General features: G+C 45.5%; 21 protein-coding genes, 2 rRNA genes and 1 riboswitch (1 of these 24 only partly in view). Of the genes, 21 read left to right on the forward strand and 2 right to left on the reverse strand.

Annotation, left to right across the window (positions count from 1 at the left end; genetic code table 11):
• Both AR543_RS02945 and rrf read left to right on the forward strand, forming a co-directional pair.
• Positions 1–784, forward strand: a 23S ribosomal RNA gene (locus tag AR543_RS02945); it begins 2,140 nt to the left of the window's first position.
• Positions 785–855: 71 nt separating this feature from the next.
• Positions 856–972, forward strand: a 5S ribosomal RNA gene (rrf, locus tag AR543_RS02950).
• Positions 973–1,546: 574 nt separating this feature from the next.
• Here the strand turns inward: rrf and AR543_RS24635 are convergent.
• Positions 1,547–1,774 (reverse strand): hypothetical protein, encoded by a 228-nt coding sequence (locus AR543_RS24635; RefSeq protein WP_227871823.1) that lies wholly within the window; start codon positions 1,772–1,774, stop codon positions 1,547–1,549.
• A gap of 549 nt (positions 1,775–2,323) precedes the next feature.
• On the opposite strand from AR543_RS24635, the gene AR543_RS02960 reads away from it, so the two are divergent.
• From AR543_RS02960 to rsmI, 9 genes are all read left to right on the forward strand, one after another.
• Positions 2,324–4,075: an aminotransferase class I/II-fold pyridoxal phosphate-dependent enzyme gene (locus AR543_RS02960; protein WP_060531710.1), complete on the forward strand. Its 1,752-nt coding sequence runs from the start codon at positions 2,324–2,326 to the stop codon at positions 4,073–4,075.
• Positions 4,076–4,218: 143 nt separating this feature from the next.
• Entirely contained in the window at positions 4,219–4,890 is a 672-nt protein-coding gene (tmk, locus tag AR543_RS02965) for a dTMP kinase (RefSeq protein ID WP_060531712.1), read from the forward strand.
• Positions 4,891–5,003: 113 nt separating this feature from the next.
• On the forward strand, positions 5,004–5,333 hold the full coding sequence (locus tag AR543_RS02970) for a cyclic-di-AMP receptor (protein ID WP_017815552.1): 330 nt from the start codon (positions 5,004–5,006) through the stop codon (positions 5,331–5,333).
• 371 nt (positions 5,334–5,704) lie between these two features.
• Positions 5,705–6,148, forward strand: a complete 444-nt coding sequence (locus tag AR543_RS02975; protein ID WP_060531714.1) for a YaaR family protein — start codon at positions 5,705–5,707, stop codon at positions 6,146–6,148.
• A 250-nt stretch (positions 6,149–6,398) separates the two neighbouring features.
• A complete protein-coding gene (holB, locus tag AR543_RS02980) occupies positions 6,399–7,373 on the forward strand; it encodes a DNA polymerase III subunit delta' (protein WP_060531716.1) in 975 nt (324 codons plus the stop codon).
• A 176-nt stretch (positions 7,374–7,549) separates the two neighbouring features.
• Entirely contained in the window at positions 7,550–8,350 is an 801-nt protein-coding gene (locus tag AR543_RS02985; protein WP_017815549.1) for a PSP1 domain-containing protein, read from the forward strand.
• A gap of 31 nt (positions 8,351–8,381) precedes the next feature.
• On the forward strand, positions 8,382–8,759 hold the full coding sequence (yabA, locus tag AR543_RS02990) for a DNA replication initiation control protein YabA (RefSeq protein ID WP_017815548.1): 378 nt from the start codon (positions 8,382–8,384) through the stop codon (positions 8,757–8,759).
• 66 nt (positions 8,760–8,825) lie between these two features.
• The gene (locus tag AR543_RS02995; protein ID WP_060531718.1) at positions 8,826–9,578 is read left to right on the forward strand and encodes a tRNA1(Val) (adenine(37)-N6)-methyltransferase; all 753 of its coding nucleotides are present in this window, start codon (positions 8,826–8,828) and stop codon (positions 9,576–9,578) included.
• Positions 9,575–10,477 (forward strand): 16S rRNA (cytidine(1402)-2'-O)-methyltransferase, encoded by a 903-nt coding sequence (gene rsmI, locus AR543_RS03000; protein ID WP_060531720.1) that lies wholly within the window; start codon positions 9,575–9,577, stop codon positions 10,475–10,477. The genes AR543_RS02995 and rsmI overlap by 4 nt, the downstream gene beginning before the upstream one ends.
• A 263-nt stretch (positions 10,478–10,740) precedes the next feature.
• Here rsmI and AR543_RS03005 read toward each other — a convergent pair whose 3' ends face one another.
• Positions 10,741–10,995: an AbrB/MazE/SpoVT family DNA-binding domain-containing protein gene (locus AR543_RS03005; RefSeq protein ID WP_017815545.1), complete on the reverse strand. Its 255-nt coding sequence runs from the start codon at positions 10,993–10,995 to the stop codon at positions 10,741–10,743.
• 333 nt (positions 10,996–11,328) lie between these two features.
• Between AR543_RS03005 and AR543_RS03010 the strand changes: the two genes are divergently transcribed.
• The 10 genes from AR543_RS03010 to glmU all read left to right on the forward strand — a co-directional run bounded on the left by AR543_RS03010 (position 11,329) and on the right by glmU (position 21,437).
• Entirely contained in the window at positions 11,329–12,651 is a 1,323-nt protein-coding gene (locus AR543_RS03010) for an HD domain-containing protein (RefSeq protein ID WP_060531722.1), read from the forward strand.
• Positions 12,652–12,700: 49 nt separating this feature from the next.
• A complete protein-coding gene (locus tag AR543_RS03015) occupies positions 12,701–13,468 on the forward strand; it encodes a TatD family hydrolase (RefSeq protein WP_060531726.1) in 768 nt (255 codons plus the stop codon).
• A 195-nt stretch (positions 13,469–13,663) separates the two neighbouring features.
• Positions 13,664–13,896, forward strand: a riboswitch (cyclic di-AMP (ydaO/yuaA leader).
• A 314-nt stretch (positions 13,897–14,210) separates the two neighbouring features.
• Positions 14,211–15,314: a resuscitation-promoting factor gene (locus AR543_RS03020; RefSeq protein WP_060531728.1), complete on the forward strand. Its 1,104-nt coding sequence runs from the start codon at positions 14,211–14,213 to the stop codon at positions 15,312–15,314.
• 174 nt (positions 15,315–15,488) lie between these two features.
• Entirely contained in the window at positions 15,489–16,034 is a 546-nt protein-coding gene (gene rnmV / locus AR543_RS03025; protein ID WP_060536613.1) for a ribonuclease M5, read from the forward strand.
• 4 nt (positions 16,035–16,038) lie between these two features.
• On the forward strand, positions 16,039–16,923 hold the full coding sequence (gene rsmA, locus AR543_RS03030; protein ID WP_060531730.1) for a 16S rRNA (adenine(1518)-N(6)/adenine(1519)-N(6))-dimethyltransferase RsmA: 885 nt from the start codon (positions 16,039–16,041) through the stop codon (positions 16,921–16,923).
• A 106-nt stretch (positions 16,924–17,029) separates the two neighbouring features.
• Positions 17,030–17,305 carry a biofilm formation stimulator Veg gene (veg, locus tag AR543_RS03035; RefSeq protein ID WP_017815539.1) on the forward strand — a complete coding sequence of 92 codons (276 nt, stop codon included), beginning with the start codon at positions 17,030–17,032 and terminating at the stop codon, positions 17,303–17,305.
• 176 nt (positions 17,306–17,481) lie between these two features.
• A complete protein-coding gene (gene ispE / locus AR543_RS03040; protein WP_060531732.1) occupies positions 17,482–18,336 on the forward strand; it encodes a 4-(cytidine 5'-diphospho)-2-C-methyl-D-erythritol kinase in 855 nt (284 codons plus the stop codon).
• A gap of 169 nt (positions 18,337–18,505) precedes the next feature.
• Positions 18,506–19,339: a pur operon repressor gene (gene purR, locus AR543_RS03045; protein ID WP_060531734.1), complete on the forward strand. Its 834-nt coding sequence runs from the start codon at positions 18,506–18,508 to the stop codon at positions 19,337–19,339.
• A 197-nt stretch (positions 19,340–19,536) separates the two neighbouring features.
• Entirely contained in the window at positions 19,537–19,821 is a 285-nt protein-coding gene (gene spoVG, locus AR543_RS03050; protein WP_046216567.1) for a septation regulator SpoVG, read from the forward strand.
• A 224-nt stretch (positions 19,822–20,045) separates the two neighbouring features.
• Positions 20,046–21,437, forward strand: coding sequence for a bifunctional UDP-N-acetylglucosamine diphosphorylase/glucosamine-1-phosphate N-acetyltransferase GlmU (gene glmU / locus AR543_RS03055; RefSeq protein WP_060531736.1), 1,392 nt, complete (start codon positions 20,046–20,048; stop codon positions 21,435–21,437).
• Positions 21,438–21,529 lie beyond the last annotated feature (92 nt).

The following is a 21,529-nucleotide window of genomic DNA, read 5'->3' on the forward strand; positions in this document are numbered from 1 at the left end:
TTGTACAGGATAGGTGGGAGCCTACGAAGAGGGAGCGCAAGCTTCCTTGGAGGCGCCGTTGGGATACCACCCTGATCGCATCTGAGTTCTAACCTGGTACCGTGATCCGGTACAGGGACCGTGTCAGGTGGGCAGTTTGACTGGGGCGGTCGCCTCCTAAAATGTAACGGAGGCGCCCTAAGGTTCCCTCAGAATGGTTGGAAATCATTCGAAGAGTGTAAAGGCATAAGGGAGCTTGACTGCGAGACCTACAAGTCGAGCAGGGACGAAAGTCGGGCTTAGTGATCCGGTGGTACCGCATGGAAGGGCCATCGCTCAACGGATAAAAGCTACCCTGGGGATAACAGGCTTATCTCCCCCAAGAGTCCACATCGACGGGGAGGTTTGGCACCTCGATGTCGGCTCATCGCATCCTGGGGCTGAAGTAGGTCCCAAGGGTTGGGCTGTTCGCCCATTAAAGCGGTACGCGAGCTGGGTTCAGAACGTCGTGAGACAGTTCGGTCCCTATCTGTCGTGGGCGCAGGAAATTTGAGAGGAGCTGTCCTTAGTACGAGAGGACCGGGATGGACGCACCGCTGGTGTACCAGTTGTTCCGCCAGGAGCATCGCTGGGTAGCTACGTGCGGACGGGATAAGCGCTGAAAGCATCTAAGCGTGAAGCCCCCCTCAAGATGAGATTTCCCAACTAGTAAGACCCCTTGAAGACGACGAGGTAGATAGGTTGGGGGTGGAAGTGCAGCAATGCATGGAGCTGACCAATACTAATCGGTCGAGGGCTTATCCAATAAAGCTTTCTAAAGCAGCGATGTTACGTTTCGGATTCAGTTTTCAGGTGATCAACCTGTAAGGTAAGACGTTTGGTGATGATGGCGGAGGGGTTCCACACGTACCCATCCCGAACACGACCGTTAAGCCCTCCAGCGCCGATGGTACTTGGACCGCAGGGTCCTGGGAGAGTAGGACGTTGCCAAGCGACGAAAAAGAAAGACGTTATCCACTGGATAGCGTCTTTTTTGTTTGGGTTTTAAGCCTGCTTTGCTGCATTGTAGATGGACCTATGGAGAGATGAATATACGTAGGAAGCGTTTTTGCCTACTTAAAAGACTCTTTCCAAGTGGAAAGAGTCTTTGTATAGTTGTTTTCCTGGGTATGTTTTTCTGACGAGAACTTTATTACAGCAACATCTTCTTTTGCTAATCATTAAATTTAATAGGCTGTTGCACTACTTATTTCATTCCTTATCGCTTCATTATTTATTTCAATACAAAACCTACCTTACGTACTCTTTAAATTAGAGATCTTGGAGTTGGGTTTTATATTTTGGGTCTGTGAGCAGTACTAGAAGTTCTTATATTTGATAAAACTAAAATTAAAAACGAATCCAAAAGCGATCTGGATTCGTTTTATCCGATATACCAGTGCATATAAATATGTTGGTAGATGTAATAGAGTTTGCTTTATGAAATATATTATAAAGTAAACTTTATTATATCTACATCTACATCTACATTAGCTCAAATTTGTTTTTTACTTCTACCTTTTGATTATTAGCTGATGTAGTAGGATACATCTTCTTTGCTTAGTTTGAGCATCCCGTCTTTGCGCTGTCTTGTTAATCGCACTAAAATCATCAGACGTGGAATACATAGCCAGAGATGCCATACAACCAATGAAGCGGAGAAAGATACCGGCAGCCACATGAACAAGACGGCAGTAAAGCAAAGGCCGATCCACGTGGTATGTAGCAGTACACGCCGGAATATTGTATATCCCATGTATTGATCAGGCAGGTAGCCGATCCATGGATACTGGAATTGGAATCGCCATCTTTTACGCAAATGATTTACGGTCATAATCAGGACAGATCGCGATATAACAAATTGAACCCATAATACCAGAGGGAATGATAACAGCCAAAAGCCGATGCTCTCCCAGGAAAAATAGAACAATTCTATAATCAATGCAATGATAGGCAGAGATAGGTAACTCCAGAACCATAGCTTGGAGATTGTCCATTTTTTGATAAGTTTATATTGGTAGAATGTTGCGTTTTGCTGAGGCTCTGCTGCCATAGGGGCGCAATCCACCTTTCTGCATGTGTTTGGATAGTATTCCATATGTATATCGGTTATCTGCCATTATTTCTATACGGCACTTTAGGCTCAATTCTTATACAAATATCCTGGATATCGGGAAGAAACGAGGAATCCATTGATACGTGATTAAGCCACTGGCATCGTATTCAGCATTACAGGACAATGCCTATTGTTATGATTATAATAAGAATACGCTATAGCGTACAATAAATTTATGGGAATGACATTATGAATCATAAAAAAAACCAGTTATCTAAAATAGAAAGCAAGAATGGTACCACTAATCACAAACAAAGTAGTACTGCTCCATTGTATGAAAAACTGCTGCAATATGCTTCCTCCGGCCAGCGCAGTTTTCATGTGCCGGGACACAAAAATGGAGCTATTTATCAATCTTCTGCTATCTCGGAGACATTTGGACAGGATGTATGGGAGGCTATACTCCGGATTGATGTGACAGAAATTGAAGGAACTGATGACTTGCATCATCCCGAGGAAGTGATTCTGGAAGGACAACAGCTGGCGGCAGCATGCTTTGGAGCAGAAGAGTCGCACTGGTTAGTCGGTGGAAGCACATCAGGCAATCTGGCTTTACTATTAACTGTATGTACTCATCCCGGAGATATTGTTATTGTACAGCGAAATGTGCACAAGTCTATTATTCATGGACTCATGATGGCAGGTGCAAAAGCTGTTTTTCTGACGCCGGTTCTGGAGCCTCAAAGTACATTGGCTGTTATTCCTGATCTGCAAAGCGTTCAACAAGCGCTTCGTCAATACCCTGATGCCAAAGCGGTTATGCTGACATCTCCCAATTATTACGGTGTAGGTGCAGATCTGACAGCAATTGCAGCAGAATGCCATGCTCATCATATCCCTCTATTCATAGATGAAGCGCATGGCGCCCATTACGGCCATCATTCCCGCTTTCCGTCCAGCGCACTAAAGGCAGGAGCGGATGGTGTAGTGCAGTCTACACACAAAATGCTGGCCGCTATGACGATGGGAGCTATGCTGCATATACAGGGACCGCGAATAAATCGTACGCTTTCAAAGCAGCGCTTGTCTATGCTACAGAGTTCCAGTCCTTCTTATCCGATTATGGCTTCGCTTGATCTGAGTCGGTATCTGATTGATCAGTATGGAACAGAGCTGTTTGAAAAGGGACTTGAGGCAAGGGATAGCTTTGTGCAGGGAATAGCGGAAAGTGATCGTTTTGAAGTATTGAAGATAAGCTGTTCTGATGCCCAACACAGGGAGAATAAACAAACAGCAATAACCCTTAATACAGATACAGATACAGATACAGATATAGATATAGATATAGATACGGCTAGAGGCAGATTGGCAGAGAGCAGTGGGGAAAAAATAGCTCACTGGACACAGGATCCTTTTAAAGTCGTTATCTATGATCGTATGAATGTTTTGTCGGGAACCGAGCTGCAAAAGCTGCTGGAACAGCATGGGTGTTTTCCTGAAATGAGTGATGATCGGTATGTGGTACTCGTATTCAGTCTGGGTTCACGCATGGAAGATACTATACAGGCTTTGCAGGCGCTGCAGCAAATTGAAGAGCAGCTTGTGATAACAGATTCTCGAACGCAAATACAAGAGGACAATCGGCACGAAGCTATCGCAGAAACAGTATTTTCCTATTCGGATACATTGGATGAACCTGTGGATACAAAGCGGTACGAATCGGATCTTCATAATAACCGCATCCCTCTGATATCCGAACCTGTAGAGTTTACCATGATACCCGTGTCTGAAGAGCAGATTGAGGCTATTTCTTTAGAACAGGCGAATGGAAGACGAAGTGCGGAAATGATTATTCCTTATCCTCCTGGTATCCCTATATTGTATCCGGGTGAATATATTGGCGAACAAGTACATGCTCAGTTAATGCTCGTGCGTAACCATCATATGAAGGTGCAGGGAGCTATGGATACTTCTTTGAATACGATTCGTGTCTACATCTAATCCGGATAACAAAATGACCGAAAAGTTCATATGATATAATAAAGGTATATAAACGTATAGCAGTCTATACGCTGCTGCAATATTATCAAAAGATGAGGCCAGTATTGCAATCTGGACCGGTGAACATGGAAAGCAGGAATACAATGAAACAAAATGGATTGTTTATTGCAATTGAAGGTATGGATGGCAGTGGCAAAACAAGTCAGCTGGAACGGATCAAGCAATATCTGACTGAGAAAAAGGTTTCTTTTTTATCAACAAGGGAACCGGGTGGTATTCCGGTATCGGAGCAGATACGTAATGTGATTCTGAACGTAGACAATCATATGAGCGGTCTGACAGAGTGCCTGCTCTACGCCAGCGCACGCAGGGAGCATCTGATCCAGAAGGTTATCCCGGCTGTACAGTCAGGCCAGCTGGTCATCTGTGACCGATATGTGATGTCTTCACTTGCGTATCAGGGGTATGGACGTGAACTCGGCCAGGCTGTTCTGGATATTAACCGTCTGGCGATTCAGGTCGATCAGCGTGAATACTGGGCAGATGTGAATATTTATATTAATGTTCGTCCGGAAGTAGGGCTGGAGCGGATCATGGCCAAAACAAGCGATCGGGAGATCAACCGGCTGGATCTGGAAGCGATTGATTTCCATCATCGTGTATACGAGGGTTATACGAAGCTGTCAACGCAGTATGCAGAACAGTTCATTATTATTAATGGTGAACAGAGTGAAGAAGAAGTATTTGAGGAGATTCGGCACGTATTGGAGAAGCTGCTGGCTGTCCAGCCTGAACAAGCAAGTGAGTTAGAATAGAAGAAAGTGGTTACAATATTGGAACCAGGATTGAAAAAAAGGATTTTGCATAGGTTGTGTCAAATGAGTAATAGAGGAAAAGATGCTAGATTCTGATCGAGGAGGCCATGATAATGAAACTGATTATAGCGATTGTACAAGATAAAGACAGTAACCGTTTGTCCGGAGAGCTGGTAAAGGCAAACTTCCGTGCAACCAAGCTGGCAAGTACCGGGGGATTTCTGCGAGCAGGAAATACAACGTTTCTGATCGGGGTAGATGATAGTCAGATTGAGGCGGTTATGGATGTTATTCGCAACAGCTGTAAGATTCGTGAACAACTGGTTACTCCTGTTACGCCGATGAGCGGTACGACCGATTCGTATCTGCCACTTCCGGTAGAAGTTCAAGTCGGCGGAGCGACGGTATTTGTACTGCCGGTTGAGCGTTTCGAACACTTCTAATCCATTTTTATTTCATATTATTCAGTAAAAGTGTAAATTTACGTAATTCCTGTGCAACATAGCATGCAATAAATAGTATAATAAATAGAAGGTAAGGATCGGGGACAGTTACTGGCACCGGTCCATCTTCTTTATATGGGCGTAAATGTACAATCGGGGTAGTGCTGTACAAATTGCGTTATATGAAATATAAATTTCTTTTTTTTCCGTTTTGCTATTCTTTAATGGCTGTATTTGAACGATACTGATATATATATCAGTATTTGGCAGACCATTCACACCGGCAATGATTTAGCTGCAGGCTAATTACGATAAAGATGGTTAAGAGCCAGTGTATTCCTATTACAGGTGCAATGGAAAGGAAGAGATTTATGAAAATTAATCCCGGTTACCCGATGATGAAGAGTAACCCTATTATATCGGATACTCCCAACAAAGTTGTTCAGCAAAAGAATTTCTCGGATGTACTGCAGAGTCATGGTACGCAGGCTACACATGATGAGGTACAGCGCCAATTCAGAGAGATTCAGATGCAGGGTGAGCGTCTGGCCAAATCTATGACACTGCGCGAACTGAAATCCTACCAGATGCTGGTCAAGCGCTTTCTGGAAGATACGGTTCGTCGCGGTATCAAGTTAAAAGAAACACACAGCTTCGATCGTCGCGGACGCAGCAAAAAATACAAGCTGCTGGATGAAGTGGATGCTGCACTGATCAGTATGGCAGAAGATCTGCTGAACAGTGAGCAGGGACGAATCGAGTTGCTGCAGCGAATGGGCGAAATTCGCGGCATGCTGGTTAATTTCCTGTACTGATCCATTTCCATATTCGCTGACGAGAATACAGTTAGTACATGGCAGAAGCGGACGTTACAAAGAAGTTCGAACAGGATCAGATATATCATTAAGCTATGATCCGATAATGGCGATGGTTGATAATCAGGATTCTGATTGTGGACGCATAGATGTAATATCAAGGCAGGACAGGAAGCCTGCAGCCATACAACATTCGACTTGTACAGGTGATGTTGATGACTGCAGGCTTCGGGTACGGTAAGGAGGAAGTATGTCTTTTCAGGAGATTATAGGACAGGAAATGGCAAAGCGCGTATTACAGAACGGACTGCGAAGCCAGAAAATCTCACATGCCTATTTGTTTAATGGACCCGCAGGCAGCGGCCAGTTGAAAATGGCCCGCAGCTTTGCCCAGGCACTGGTATGCATACACCAGGGGGAAGAAGGATGCGGAGAGTGTATCGAATGCCGCAAAATGGAGCATGGCAATCATCCGGATTTTCATCTGGTGGTACCGGATGGCAATTCGATCAAAATCGAACAAATTCGCGAGTTGCAGCGGATTTTTTCCTATCGTTCCGAAGCGGGCAACCGCAAAATATATATTATCAAAGATGCCGATAAAATGACGGTTCAGGCTTCCAACAGTCTACTCAAATTCCTGGAGGAACCGCCTGCACCAGCTGTAGCGATTCTGCTGACCGAAAATGTACAGTCTATTCTGCCGACTATTCGCTCACGTACACAGCCGGTTATGTTTACCGCTCTGGACCCGCAGCAAATGACGCAAATTTTGGCTGATGAGAACTTTCCGATGCCACTTATACGTTGTGCGGTACAGATCGCTTCCGATCCGGATGAATGTCGTGAACTTCTAAGTGAGAATTGGTTTGCAGAAATTAGAAACGTAGTGTTACAATTAGGGAAGGAATCCGCAGGTAGAGGGAGTATAAGCCTTATTACCGCGCAGCAAAAGCTGTTCAAAGGCGGACTGGGAGATCATCTGGAGCGAATATTTGATCTTTTCCATCTATGGTTCAAAGATATGATCCATATCCAGATCGGCAGAAATGAAAGTATCGTTTTTATAGATCAGTTAGAGTCTCTCTCCAAGGTGGCTCACACCCGCAGCATGCAGCATTGGGTATCCTGTATGGCGCTTGCTGCCGAAAGTAAGAAAATGCTTCGCTCTCATGTGAATGGGCAGCTGTGTATGGAGCAGTTTCTGATAGGGGTAAGTGGCTAAGGTATAGAGGAAACTTCTGTAACTGGACGGGCAGTGTACACATCATGCGCAACACATTACTGGAAGAGCAGCGACTTTTTCAAAACACGCCATGTCCGTGAGAACTAGAAGGGATCTTCTTATCGTTTTTGCAGCAAGAAGTAGGAACGGTATTGGCAAATGAGGAGGCTTATCTTTTGTATAACGTAGTAGGCGTCCGCTTCAAAAAGGCGGGTAAAATATATTACTTTGATCCGCTTGAATTTGCAGTGGATAGCGAGCAGCATGTTATTGTCGAGACAGCAAGAGGGATCGAATATGGCAAGGTTGTGATTGGGCGCAAGCAGGTCAATGAAGATGATGTGGTTCTTCCTTTGAAGAAAGTCATTCGGATTGCCGGCAATGAAGATGCGCAGATCGTTGAAGAAAACAGGGTTGCGGCGAAGAATGCATTTGCGACCTGTCTGAAGAAAATCAAAGAACACCAGCTCAAAATGAAGCTGGTCGACGTTGAATATACATTCGACCGCAACAAGATCATTTTTTATTTTACTGCGGAAGGCAGAGTGGATTTTCGGGAATTGGTCAAGGATCTGGCCAGCATTTTCCGTACACGGATCGAACTTCGGCAAATCGGGGTTCGGGATGAAGCGAAAATGCTGGGAGGGATTGGTCCCTGCGGACGAATCCTGTGTTGTTCTTCCTGGCTGGGTGATTTTGAACCCGTGTCGATCAAAATGGCCAAAGATCAGAGCTTGTCTCTGAACCCGACCAAAATCTCGGGATTGTGCGGTCGTCTGATGTGTTGTCTGAAGTTTGAACATGACAATTATGAAAGTATCAAAGAAGAACTTCCTGCTGTGGGAAAATTTGTCGTCACCTCTTTGGGGGATGGCAAAGTTGTGGGCATCAATGCGAATTCCAGAACTGTGCATGTCCAGATCTTCGATATCAGCAAGGTCAAGGAACTGCCGTTTGATGAGGTGGTTGTGAAGTAAACCGGTCAAAGGCTGCTTTTGAGGTGGAAACTTGGAAAAGAAAAATCTTTTTGAGCATATTCATGAACTGGAGACACAAATGAACCATATGCACGGAGATATGGGAAGATTAAAGCTCGCCGTCAAAGAGTTACTGGAGGAAAACCAGCGTCTCACTATTGAGAATGAACAGCTGCGCCGTGTACTCAAAAAAGAAGTACCGCTTGAAGTGAAAGTGGCAGAACCTCAAATCGCCGAGATTTTCAAAGACACGCACAGTCATCCCTATCCGGAAGTAGTCGGAGAAGGATATGATAATCTGGCTCGTCTGTATCATGAAGGATTCCATATCTGTAATGTCTATTATGGACATCTGCGTACAGAAGGCGACTGTCTGTTCTGTCTATCGTTTTTGAATAAATCTGAATAAACTACCCTATAAGCCGCGGAGTGCATCCGCGGTTTTTATGTAGCCGGAATAAGGAAAGGAATAACCATGAACCAGGAATTTACCGAACCGGGAGAACGGATCGACGATCTGTTAACTAATAATCTCAAAATTATTCAAAGCCGCGAAGTATTCAGCTTCTCTATGGATGCTGTGTTGCTCGCCCGTTTTGCCAGTATACCGCCGCAGGGACGAATTATGGATCTCTGTACCGGCAATGGAGTAGTACCACTGCTGATGAGCACACGCACCCGTGCAGCGATTGAAGGCGTAGAGATTCAGGAACGTCTGGCCAGTATGGCACGTCGCAGCGTAGCGCTGAATCAATTGGAAGAGCGTATTACCATACGTGAACAGGATCTGAAGGAAATGCCTCTGGCAGGCGAGCATGGCAGTTATGATGCTGTTACCGTGAATCCACCGTATGCCCAGATTACAGGCAGTGATATTAAGCTGAATATTCATCAGGCGATGGCGCGTCATGAGATTGGATGTACACTCGAAGATGTCATTCGTACAGCTTCTCAGCTGCTGCGTACAGGCGGCAAACTGGCTATGGTACACCGTCCACACCGTCTAGTTGATATTCTGTCACTGATGCGTACCTACGGAGTAGAGCCAAAGCGGGTACGCTATGTGCACCCACGTGCTCATATGGAAGCCAATATGGTACTGGTTGAGGGACTGCGCGCGGGTAAGCCGGAGCTGCGTATTTTGCCGCCGCTGATTGTATATAATGAAAATAACGAATATGTACCCGAGATTATGGATATTTATTACGGACAAAAGGAGTCATTATGAGCATACAGATTCAAAAAAGCTTTGCTGCTGGGGAAACAGAAAACAAAAATGCGGTAGAACCCGGTATCTTGTATCTGGTAGCGACACCGATTGGCAATCTGGAGGATATGACATATCGGGCCGTACGAACCCTGCAGGAATGTGATATTTTGGCTGCGGAGGATACCCGCCAGACACGTAAACTGTTGAATCATTTTGAGATTACGCCGCGCAAGCTGGTCAGCTATCATGAACATAACAAAAAGGCGAGTGGACCGGAGCTGATTCGCCTGATCTGTGAAGGGCAGAGTCTGGCCCTGGTCAGTGATGCAGGTCTGCCGGCGATTTCCGATCCAGGCCAGGATCTGGTACAGCTGGCTCTTGAGCAAGGAGTACGTGTAGTGCCTATTCCAGGAGCCAATGCTGCTTTGTCGGCATTGATCGCCTCTGGACTATCTACAGAGCGATTTACATTTATCGGCTTTTTGCCGCGTGATACCAAAGGTCAGGAAGAAATTTTGCAGGGAGCTCGTGCTGCCGAAGGCACGCTTTTATTTTACGAATCGCCTCATCGGGTGATCAAGACGCTCAAAGCTATGCTGGAGCATCTTGGTAACCGGTCGGTCGTACTGGCCCGGGAATTGACCAAGCGTCATGAAGAGTGGCTGCGGGGGACAATCGAGGAAGCGCTGCTCTGGCTGGAGGAACATCCGCCGCTCGGCGAATACTGTATTGTACTGCAAGGACAGTCTGCCAGCGAAGCCAAGGCAGAAGCGAATGAGTGGTGGCAGCAGATGACGATTGAAGAGCATGTGGCACATTATGAAGAGCGGGAGCAGCTGCCTCGCAAAGATGCGATGAAAAAGGCAGCCAAAGATCGCGGTCTTTCCAAAAGAGACGTGTATCAGGCACTGCTGTAGACTTCATTTTTATAGTAAAATGGGTAAAAACATTATAATAGTAGAAACACGAAAAAAAGGGATATTGACGACGTCAAGGTCCCTTTTTCCTATGTAAGTTGGAAGTAGTTAGAAAAAGAAAGTATAATGTAATTTAGGATATTCATAGGAGCGTATAAACAAAAAAATACCTTTACCCAGACAGTAACTGCCGGGTAAAGGCCCAAGGAGATATATAAAGGTTAGAATTAATAAGTTTATGGGTCTATTATAACCTATTTTATTTATTTTGTCACAGGAACAGGAATTTCGGAAATACATTCGTTACAAACAATTTTACCTTTGAAGTAAGTTACATTTTCAGCATTGCCACAGAAGATACAAGCTGGCTCGTATTTTTTCAGCATAATGCGCTCGCCATCTACGTAGATTTCCAGAGCGTCTTTTTCACCAATACCCAGTGTACGGCGCAATTCGATAGGAATAACAACGCGTCCCAGTTCGTCTACTTTTCTTACAATACCAGTTGATTTCATCATACTGATCAATCCTCTCAATTTTGGTTTTATTAGTTTAATTTTGTTTTATTAAGTGTCAGTGTTCGACAAATTTCTATCTTTTATGATATTCATAATACCAACGTTTCCCAAATCAGTCAACCTAAAAATTATATAAAAACGCCTTTTTTAGAGGAAAAATGCAATTTTTTTTTATATAAAGCAGGTTTTGGGCTATATTATTATTATAAAAAGTGTTTGTCGATTTGGAAAATGATTTATTGTATATAACGACACTGTTCGACAATAAAGGCATGATTCTATTTTAACGCATAGAAAATACTGGAATCAAGTTTCGGTGAAGGAGGGCTAAAATTGAAACCTATACAACCTTTGGAAGAAGAAAAAGTATTTAAAGATCCCGTTCACAATTATATTCACGTACAGGATCGTCTGATCTGGACATTAATTAATACGCCCGAATTTCAGCGGTTGCGGCGGATTCGTCAGCTGGGAACATCTTATCTGACATTTCATGGTGCCGAGCACAGTCGATTCTCTCACTCTCTGGGAGTATATGAGATTACAAGACGCATTATTTCGCAGTTCGAACGTGGTGGTTATGAAGACTGGCCAAGTGAAGAGCGGATGGTCGCGCTCTGTGCGGCGCTGCTGCATGATCTGGGACACGGCCCTTTCTCCCATTCAATCGAAGAAGCTTTTGATATGAATCATGAAGAGTGGACCTGTCGAATTCTGCTTGGTAATACCGAGATCAACCGGATTCTGGAAGAAGTAGAGCCAGGATTCGCCGAAAAAGTCGCAGCAGTTATTCGCAAAGACTATGAAAAAGCGATTGTGGTTAATCTGGTGTCCAGTCCCCTGGATGCCGATCGTATGGATTACCTGCTGCGGGATGCCTACTTTACCGGTGTAAATTATGGAACGATTGATATGGACCGGATTATTCGGGTACTGCGTCCCCACGATGGACGAATTGTCGTCAAGGAATCAGGGATGCATGCGATTGAAGATTACCTGATGTCCAGATACCAGATGTACTGGCAGGTATACTTCCACCCGGTTACCCGGAGTTCAGATATTGTGCTGCGGCATATTTTCCAGCGAGCCAAAGAACTGTTTGACCAGGGTTATACATTCAAGTTCCTGCCGCATCCGCTGCCTTCCTTATTTGATGGAACACTGAATGTAAATGAGTATCTTCTATTGGATGAAGCACTGGTGCAGACTTCATTTATGCAGTGGACACTGGAAGAGGATGAAATATTGTCTGATGTCTGCTCACGTTTCATGGAACGCAGACTTTACAAATATGTAGAAACGGAATTAATCGACCTGGATATGATCGATGAAATTCGTTCCGAATTTGAGCGAGCCGGGCTTCATCCCCATTATGATCTGGAGATCGATTTCCCGACGGATCTTCCTTATGATGTATTCCGCCCGGGAGATCCCAAAAAAGAGAAACAAATTTTGCTGCTGAACCGTCAAAACAAGGTACAGGAAATTTCGGAGGTATCTGATGTAGTACGATCAATCAGCGGCATCCATCGCGGTCGCTATCATCTGTACTTTCCACAAGAAAAGCTGGAAAGGGTAAAAAATCAGCTGTCCAAGCAGGTAGCAGATATCTTTGAAGACAAACTCGGCCCTGCACAGATGGAATTCGAAATTTAAGTCTACGGATTAAAAATAGAGTATTAGGAAGTAAAGGAGAGTTAAACATATGTTATTTGATACACATACGCATCTGGATTCCAAAGATTTCGACGAAGATCGCAAAGAAGTCATCGAGCGTGCTTATGCGCAAGGGGTGACCCGAATGGTAAATGTGGGATTTGACCGGGAGACGATTCCGACTACCATGGAACTCGTCGAAGCCTATGATTTTATCTATGCGGCTGTCGGCTGGCATCCGGTCGAAGCGATTACAATGCAGCCGGGAGATCTGGAATGGATTGAATCTTTATGCAAGCATGAAAAAGTGGTGGCAATCGGCGAGATCGGTCTGGATTATCACTGGGATAAATCACCAAAAGATGTACAGCATCGGGTACTGCGTGAGCAAATCGGTTTGGCACGATCGATTAATATGCCAATCGTTATTCATAATCGTGAAGCCCACGAGGATATTGTACGTATCCTGAGAGAGGAAAAAGCATCCGAAGTCGGCGGCATTATGCACTCGTTTTCAGGTAGCTGGGAGACTGCCAAAATGTGTCTTGATATGGGCTTCCATTTATCGTTTGGTGGACCGATTACGTTCAAAAATGCAAAGCAGCCCAAAGAGGTACTTCAGCAGGTACCAATGGACCGGTTGTTACTTGAAACGGACTCCCCTTATTTGACACCTCATCCTTATCGTGGGAAACGAAATGAGTCGGCTCATGTGCGTCTTGTCGCCGAGGCAGCTGCCGAGCTAAAAGGGGTCTCACTGGAAGAAATTAGTGAAATTACGACGAAAAACGCCCTTACATTATTTGGCATACGGTGAAAAAGGGAGAAAAACCACTGAAAAACCGAGCTATACGGATATATGAATGAATTTTAATGAATAAATGCTAAAATGTTACAAGATTTTAACTACTTTTTAAGAAAAACGGAGTTGCCTATCGCTTTACAGTGGGGTTGGGTTCAGGATATCATTTCATCAGTGATTTAATCTTGTTATTGATAAACGAGATTCCATGATTCGGTCTCGCTGAGTTTCCTACATAGGAGAACGGGGGAACCAACAGCTGCCTTCAGCATTCAAACCAGTAGTAACGGAAGGCAACATGTCTGATTCCTGATACAGGGTCTTTGGGGTGAATTGGGGATACTTGCGCCATGAGCGGAGGACTCTTCAAAGGGCATGAAATACAAGCAGTTCAAAATGTCCGAACCCGACAGCTAACCTCGTAAGCGATGCAGAGGCAACCTCGCATTTTCTAGTGTTTCCCGAATGTTGTAATCGTCGGAAGCCAGGAAGAGTTGCTCTTGCGCTTTTCCATAGGCTTCTTTTTGTTTTGGCCAAAAGGGAAAGCAAGAGTGTATTATTCTGAATATTACTGTTCAGAATCAGGAAGCCACTAGGACTGACCATGGCGCAGGTACCTATTACATCATGAAAGATTATCGAGTTGGACGGATAATCTTACAGCAACACAAACGGCCTGCGAAAATTCTTATATAGTCGCGTCACATTGTATTTACGTCACAGCTAGACGGCGAGACTATGAAGGAGGACGGAAGAAGTGGGAATGGCTCCTTTCGAAGAAACCCATGGTTCACGCTCATCCAGCATGTCTTACGCGCTGAGTTGGAAGCAGAAAAATCTACGCTTTGCCTCGTTAACTGCACTGGCGGTCATTGCGGTCATCGTTATGCTGCTCGCTGTTCTGTATAATCAGGCAGGCAAAAATATTTATGTTGTCATTGATGGTAAAGCCCAGGAGATGGAAACGCGCAAGCTGATGCTTTCCGACATGCTGACAGAACACCAGATTCAACTGGCACCACAGGATAAAGTATCCATGCCTTTGAATGGCGCAATCCAGGATGGGGATAAGGTCTATATCAACCATGCGGTAGCGGTAAATATTACGGCTGATGGAGATACCAAAAAGGTATATACCACTGCCAAGACAGTAGGCAATACACTGGAGCAGGCTGGAATCGATTTGAAGGAAAAAGACAAATTGAATCCACCAGTCGAAGCTTCGGTCAAGCAGGATATGGATATCAAAGTAGTCAGAACAACTTCATTCGTTACGAAGCAGACAGTCAAGCTTCCGTACGATGTAGTGAAGAAAACCAGCAGTACCATGCTGGAAGGCAAAACCAAGCTGGTTCAATCCGGACAAACCGGTAAAGTGGTCCAGTACATCGAGAAAGTATACGAAGATGGAGAATTCGTCTCCAAGCGTATGATCGACAAAAAAACAACCACCGAAGTTCAGGACAAGATTGTAATGGTGGGTACCAAGAAAGAACAGCCTAAATTGCTTGCAGCAAGTACATCCGACAGCTCTTCCAAATCGGATAAAGGCTTCTCCTATGCGAAAGTCCTCAACAATGTAACTCTTACTGCCTATTCTTCCGGCGAACCGGGTCTGGGTACGACTACCGCTTCCGGTACAAGAGTAACCGAAGGACGTACGATTGCTGTAGATACCAGTGTGATCCCGATGGGTTGGTGGGTATACATTGAAGGTATCGGTTACCGCCGTGCAGAAGATACCGGCAGTGCCATTAACGGCAATAAAATCGATGTGTATATAGACAGCCTGAGTCAGGCCAGATCGTTCGGACGCAAGACAGGTTATACCGTGTATGTGATTGGACCGGTAAAACCTTAGTGTCGCGCCAGGATAGCTGTTGCCTGCATCAGAGCAGCTGTTGTATGATATAGTTATTATTAACCATGAGCGTGAATAGAACCGACAAAAAGAAGAGGATGAATCCTCTTCTTTTTGTTTGTTATACTGGAGACAGATTCATAGATGAACGCAGAAGGGAAGCGTACGGCAAAAGTGATTAAAGAAGTGATTGTGGTAGAAGGCAGAGACGATACCGTAGCGATCAAGCGTGCAGTGGAGGCAGATACGATCGAGACAGGCGGATCAGCGATAGGACCGGCAGTGATCCAACGTGTAAAGCTGGCACAGGAGCGCAGAGGAGTCATTATTCTGACCGATCCCGATCATGCCGGAGAGCGTATACGCAAAATTGTGGCTCAGCAGGTGCCTGGCTGCAAGCATGCCTTTATCCCGGAAAACGAAGCTACACGCAAAGGGGATATTGGCGTCGAGAACGCTTCGCCCGATTCGATCCGTGCCGCACTGGCACGAGTGCATACGGAAATGCCATCCGCAGAAACCCTGATTGACTGGGATGATCTGTTAATGACAGGACTCGTCATGCACAAGGATGCGTCCGAACGACGGATGAAAATGGGCAACCTGCTCGGAATCGGCTACTGTAACGGCAAACAATTTCATAAGCGTCTGCGTATATTCGGCATCACCCGTGAAGAATTTGCCGCAGCACTTTCACAACTGGAATCGGAGGAACAATAAATCAATGAGTGATCAACACGATATCGCCACACCCAGACGAACCAAGGAAATTATCAGCAAGCATGGATTTTCATTCAAAAAAAGCCTGGGACAAAACTTTCTGATCGATGCGAATATTCTGAATAAAATTGTAGAAGCAGCCGATCTTACATCGGAACGCGGTGCTCTGGAGATTGGTCCAGGGATCGGAGCGCTCACAGAGCGTCTTGCCCAGCAGGCCAAAGCAGTGACAGCCGTCGAGATCGATCAGCGCCTGATCCCGATTCTGAAAGATTCGCTGCAGGAGTATTCCAATGTGAATGTCCGTCACGGTGATATCCTCAAGGTGGATCTGCATGAGCTGTTCCGTGAAGACTTTGGCAATGTTGACAAAGTCAGCGTTGTAGCCAATCTGCCTTATTATGTGACGACTCCTATCCTGATGAAGCTGCTGGAAGAGCGCCTGCCGCTCGATAACATCGTTGTCATGATCCAGAAGGAAGTCGCCCAGCGAATGGCTGCAAAGCCGGGAGGCAAGGAATACGGAAGTCTGAGCATTGCTGTCCAGTATTACTGTGAACCGGAGCTGGTCTGCATTGTGCCGAAGACGGTATTTATTCCCCAGCCTAATGTAGAGTCAGCGGTAATCCGTCTCAAGCTGCGTGAACAGCCTGCGGTACAGGTGGAGGATGAGCAGCATTTCTTTGATATTGTGCAGTCTTCCTTTGTGCAGCGCCGCAAAACGATCGCCAACAACCTGAAAACACGCTACTTTGCCGGTGGAGACCGGGAGCAGCTGGAACAGCTGTTGAACCGTGCAGGTATCGATCCTGCCCGGCGCGGCGAGACACTCAGTCTGGAAGAATATGCGGTACTTAGCAGGGTATTTTTGGAAGCCGGCATCCGCTAAAAAAAATCGTTGACAAGATAAATTTGTGACTGATATAATTTAGTGTTCCTTTGACATTACTCTCTTTTTCTGATATACTGGAATAGGAAAAGAGGTGGTTGTAGGCATGGCTAACAATGCGCTTACGGAAATTAAACGCAATCTTGATGCTCATGTTGGGCACAAAATTACTTTGCGTGCAAATGGTGGTCGCAAGAAGACCATTGAACGGACTGGCGTTTTAGAAGAAACCTACCCTTCTGTTTTTACAGTAAAGCTTGATGATGATCATCAAACTTTTGAACGAGTGTCTTACAGCTACGCTGACGTGTTAACCGACTCTGTCGAGATCACCGTCTGCGATGAAGATTCCCAGACGCAGATCGAATACGCAGGGAATTGAATAACTGTTTTATCATAAAACAGTCTTTATCTCCTTTCGGGGTAGAGACTGTTTTGTTTTGTGAATGGACTTCATAATCTATTTTTTTTATAATATGGATTATTCATGCTGACTGGCAGAAAGCCGGTCTGAATATAGATGTAGAACGGACGGACTGTTGAAGGTGGAGGAACCTCATGAAGTTATATGAAAAAGCGCCCGCTAAAATTAATCTGATGCTGGATGTATTACATAAGCGGCCGGATGGCTACCATGAAGTCGAGATGATTATGACGATGGTAGATCTGGCGGACCGGCTTACGATCTCGGAACTGGCAGGAGATACAATCAAAATATCCAGCCAGGCCGGATATATTCCGCTGGACGAGAAAAATCTCGCTTATCAGGCAGCCAAGAAAGTAAAAGAAAAGTACCATATTCGTCACGGTGTACACATTCATATCGATAAGAAGATTCCGGTTGCTGCCGGATTGGCAGGAGGCAGCAGCGATGCTGCGGCTGCACTGCGTGGATTGGACCGCCTTTGGAACCTGCATATTCCGCATGAGGATATGATGGAGCTGGGAGCTTCGATCGGATCGGATGTGCCATTCTGTATTACAGGCGGTACAGCCCTGGCTACAGGTCGCGGAGAGATCCTGACACCGCTGCAGAGTCCGCCGGATTGCTGGGTGATTCTGGCCAAGCCGCCGATCAATGTATCGACAGCGAACGTATACGGCCGTCTGCAAGCGGATCGTATAGCCCATCATCCTTCAGCAGCCAATATGCGTGCAGCGCTGGAGCAGCATTCGTTTGAACGGATCTGCAGTGAACTGGGCAATGTACTGGAAGATGTAACACTGTCGCATTATCCGGAAGTACGCCAGCTCAAACAGGCTATGATTCAGCTGGGAGCAGATGGCGTATTGATGTCGGGAAGCGGCCCTACGGTCTTTGGGCTGGTGTCCAAGGAATCCAAGGTAGCCCGCATTTATAATGGGCTGCGGGGCTTCTGTCATGAGGTCTATGCGGTCAGAATGTTAACCTGAATGAATACAGGTCGCAATCTTGTTCATACCATTGTGCAGAATTTAAGCAGAATGGATGAAAAAGATTGCGATTTTCTTTTACAAACACGTACAAAAATGGTATATTCACTTTAATTATTCGGATTTGGGTATATAATTGTAAATTTTTTGTAGATAGTGAGGAGTTAAAGTGAAAAAATTAAAAAGGAGTGCGCGTCTGGTTGAGTTGACCCAGTATTTGACATCCCGACCACACACGCTGATTCCGTTAACGACGTTTGCTGACCGATATGGAGCGGCCAAATCATCGATCAGTGAAGATTTAACGATCATCAAGGAAGTTTTTGAAGAAGAGGGTGTCGGAGAACTGCTGACACTGGCAGGAGCGGCAGGCGGAGTGAAGTATATCCCGCGTTTGTCGAGAGAAAAAGCTTTTTCCTTTATGAGTGACCTGTGTAATCAACTGGAACAGCCGGAACGTCTGCTGCCGGGCGATTACATCTACATGTCCGATCTGCTTGGACAGCCGTCCATTTTGAATGAGGTGGGTAAAATTTTTGCCTCCGTATTCGCGGATACGCCGATCGATGTGATCATGACTGTAGAGACCAAAGGGATTCCACTGGCACATGCGACAGGTACGCAGCTGAATCTGCCGGTTGTACTGGTACGCCGGGATCATCAGATGACCGAAGGATCGGCAGTAAGTATCAACTATGTATCCGGTTCTCACAAAAGTCTGCATACGATGACCCTGTCACGCCGTGCACTTAAAGAAAAGTCACGCGTGCTGATTATCGATGATTTTATGAAAGCCGGAGGAACGATTCAGGGTATGGTCGATCTGCTAGGCGAATTCAATGCTACAGTAGCCGGGGTCGGTGTACTGCTGGAATCAGGTGCGGTAGACACGGAAGACCGTCTCTGGGCAGATTATGTATCACTCGCTACACTGACCGAAGTCGATGCAAAAAGTAAGAAAATCATGGTGAAACCGGGTAATTACTTTGAAAATGAAAAGTAATACGCGCTGCAACCTATAGAACCCATTTTCATATTGAGAATGCCTATCAATCAATCTTTTCGTAATTCGTCGAAAAACGGCAAAAAAAGCAAAAAGACAAAAAAATGCACAATAAATTTTCAGAAAAAAAGAGGGATTTCCCTGCCATGTGTGGAATTACACAACCAAGTCTTTATGGAAAAAGGTGGTGAACACATATGGAAATAACGGATGTACGACTCCGCCGGGTGAACTCCGAAGGCAGAATGAAAGCCATTGCATCTATCACAATCGACAGCGAATTTGTCGTTCACGACATTCGCGTTATCGACGGTAACAATGGCATGTTTGTCGCAATGCCAAGCAAGCGGACACCGGATGGCGAGTTCCGCGATATCGCGCATCCTATTTCTTCAAGCACTCGCGAGAAGATTCAGACAGCCGTGCTGACTGAATACGAACGTGCCGGTCTTGAAGAAGAAGTTATCGAAGAAGGCGCATAATCAAGTACTTATTGGGGTTTAAAAGAAAAGGGAGTCACAGGGAGCAAGAGCTGTGGCTCCCTTTTCTTTTTGTCCGGAATAAGATATATTCAGTATGGAGTTTTTTTGACGGCTGTATAATTATGGGTGAACACAAAGATTACAAAGTCCCGCAAACAGGCTTTTTTTCAGGCAAATCAGGGATTGTATGTATAAATGGATTTAATTATAGAGGAGGCATTTTTTTGAAAAGGATGGCAGTAGTACTGGCAGCAGGTAAAGGCAAACGGATGAAATCCAAACTGTATAAAGTGCTTCATCCGGTATGTGGCAAGCCAATGGTAGGTCATGTACTGGACGCTGTGCAAAAGGTTAATTGTGAGCGTAGTGTAGTCGTGGTAGGACATGGAGCAGAAGCTGTACAATCGTTCCTGGGAGATCGCGCAGAATATGCGCTGCAAAGCGAGCAGCTGGGTACAGGGCATGCGGTTCGTCAGGCAGAGCCGCTGATTGGTGCCGAACAGGGTACAACGATCGTGATCTGTGGAGATACGCCGCTCGTTACACCGGAGACGCTGGAGAATCTGATCCACCAGCATGAATCCGAAGGCGCGGCAGTTACGATTTTGACAGCAGTAATGGAAGATCCTACAGGCTACGGCCGCATTATTCGTGATGCCGACGGCAGTGTAATCAAGATTGTAGAGCAAAAGGACGGTACACCGGAAGAACTGGCGGTACAGGAAATCAATACAGGCACCTATTGCTTTGATAACTCTCTGCTGTTCTCTGCACTGTCCAAAGTAACAAATAACAATGCACAGCAGGAGTATTATCTGCCAGACTGCATTACCATTTTACGTGAACAGGGTAAACGTATCTCCGCTTACGTAACAGCTGACATTTCCGAATCCATCGGTGTCAATGACCGTGTGGCCCTGTCGGAAGCCGAGCAGTTTATGCGCAGACGTCTTGCTCGCCATCATATGCTGAATGGCGTTACTATCATTGATCCGGATTCCACGTATATTGGTGCGGACGTACAGATCGGTTCGGATACTGTACTGCACCCGGGTACGATTCTCAAAGGAAACACTGTGATTGGTGAGGATTGCGTAATTGGTCCGAATACAGAAATCGAAGATTCCAGAGTAGCGAGTGGCACAACCATTCGTCAATCTGTATTGTCCGAGACGGAAGTTGGCCAGGAAGGCATGATTGGACCATTCGCTTACCTGCGTCCAGGTACTGTACTGGGCGACCAGGTCAAGGTCGGCGACTTTGTCGAATTGAAAAATGCCAAAATCGGCAATGGCTCCAAAGTGCCTCACCTGAGCTACGTGGGTGATGCGGAAGTCGGTTCCGGCGTTAATATCGGCTGCGGAGCAATCACAGCCAACTACGACGGAATGAACAAGTTCAAAACGATTATCGAAGACGATGTATTTATCGGTAGCAACTCCAATCTGATTGCTCCGGTTCGTGTAGGCAAAGGCGCTTATGTCGTAGCCGGCTCCACGATCACAAATGATGTGGATGCAAATGATCTGGCTATCGCTCGTGCGCGCCAGGAAAACAAGGCTGGATACGCGGACAAAATCCGTGCCAAAGCCAAAGCAATCAAGGAACAAAAGTAATAATTTGTGAATCATCGTGTAATTTGATTAAATTATTATCCTTTTGCACTAACATAATGCCACTATTCGCTAGAAAATTATTATATAATGTT

Origin of the sequence: Paenibacillus bovis (genome assembly GCF_001421015.2) — a bacterium.
Lineage (GTDB): Bacteria > Bacillota > Bacilli > Paenibacillales > Paenibacillaceae > Saccharibacillus > Saccharibacillus bovis.